Source organism: Gluconobacter japonicus (assembly GCF_002723975.1).
In the GTDB taxonomy this organism is placed as follows: domain Bacteria; phylum Pseudomonadota; class Alphaproteobacteria; order Acetobacterales; family Acetobacteraceae; genus Gluconobacter; species Gluconobacter japonicus.
Genome location: NZ_BEWO01000066.1, coordinates 1 through 1,270, shown reverse-complemented (window position 1 = coordinate 1,270; position 1,270 = coordinate 1). Strand labels below are relative to the sequence as shown.

At 47.2% G+C, this 1,270-nt stretch carries 1 protein-coding gene; it reads right to left on the bottom strand.

Annotated elements, in window-relative coordinates; translation table 11 throughout:
* A partial coding sequence (locus GJA01_RS15060; RefSeq protein WP_099282505.1) for an acetoin reductase occupies nucleotides 1-738 on the bottom strand: 738 nt, incomplete at its 3' end.
* Nucleotides 739-1,270: the final 532 nt, after the last annotated feature.

Genomic DNA, 1,270 nt, shown 5'->3' with positions numbered 1-1,270 from the left:
AGTAATATAATCGGAGTCCTTGCCGGACAGGAACGCGACGAAGCCTGCAACGTCATCGGCGGTCTCAACGCGGCCGAGAGCAATGCCTTCGACGTACTTTTTGTACGTTGCGCCGATGTCGGCACCCGTGATTTCAGACATGCGCTTGTCGATCTCGACCCACATGTCCGTTCCGACGATGCCCGGGCAATAGGAGTTCACGGTAATGCCAGAAGATGCCAGTTCCTTGGCTGCTGACTGCGTCAGAGCTCGAACGGCAAATTTTGTGGAAGAATAAATACCGAGGAGAGGGAAGCCTTCATGTCCTGCAATGGAGCAGGCATTAATGATCTTGCCCTTTTTGCCACTGGCCTGGAAGATCTTGGCCGAGGCCTGAATGCCCCAGATAACGCCTTGCACATTGATGCGGAAGATCTTCTCAACTTCTTCCGGCGTCACGTCCAGAATAGGCTTCACCTGACAGATGCCGGCGTTGTTCACCATGATGTCGAGGCCGCCAAGCTGATCGGCGGCATCTTTCAGGGTGGCCTGAAATGCATCGCGGTTACTGATGTCCGCAGTCAAAGCAATGGCGCGGCGGCCAAGAGCTTCCACTTCTTTTGCAGCCTGCTCAACGGTTTCCTGCTTGACGTCAAGCAGAATGATGTCTGCGCCTTCACGGGCCAGACGGAGCGCAATAGCTTTGCCAATACCCTGAGCCGCCCCGGTTACAGCGGCAATTTTACCAGAAAGAGACATGCAGAAATTTCCTCTCTCTTCACGTGCCACAACATGTGGTTCACATGAACGATAAACTTCTTCTGCCGCCTGTCTTTGATTTTCCACAAAAAAAGACACGTTTTCGGAAATAACCACAAAAATGTGTTTCGTATGACGCTGATATTACATTCCGTCCATAATTAAAATTTTATCGATAACGATTTTGAGTGCAGTGATTATTTAATATGGAAAATATATACTTTGCTTTGTTTGTGTAATAATTATTAAAATTAATTTTATATTATTCGTGAATTATCATCCTAAAAGTCAATTCCGCGATAGCTGTCAAAAATAAAATTCTCTTATCCTGAAAATTTGCCATGGTACTTCTGCGGCTATGGGGTGATTTCCTGTAGTATTGGTTGCAAGAATTTGTGATGCAATGATTGTGTTGTATTGGGCTGGGGGATGAAAAGCTTGCGCTTTGGTGTGCTCGTTGAAAATTTTCTCCGTATTGTCGGTTTTTCTTTTTTTGGAAGCCTTTTCGTCTCAGGTGTGGCGTCGGGGCAGG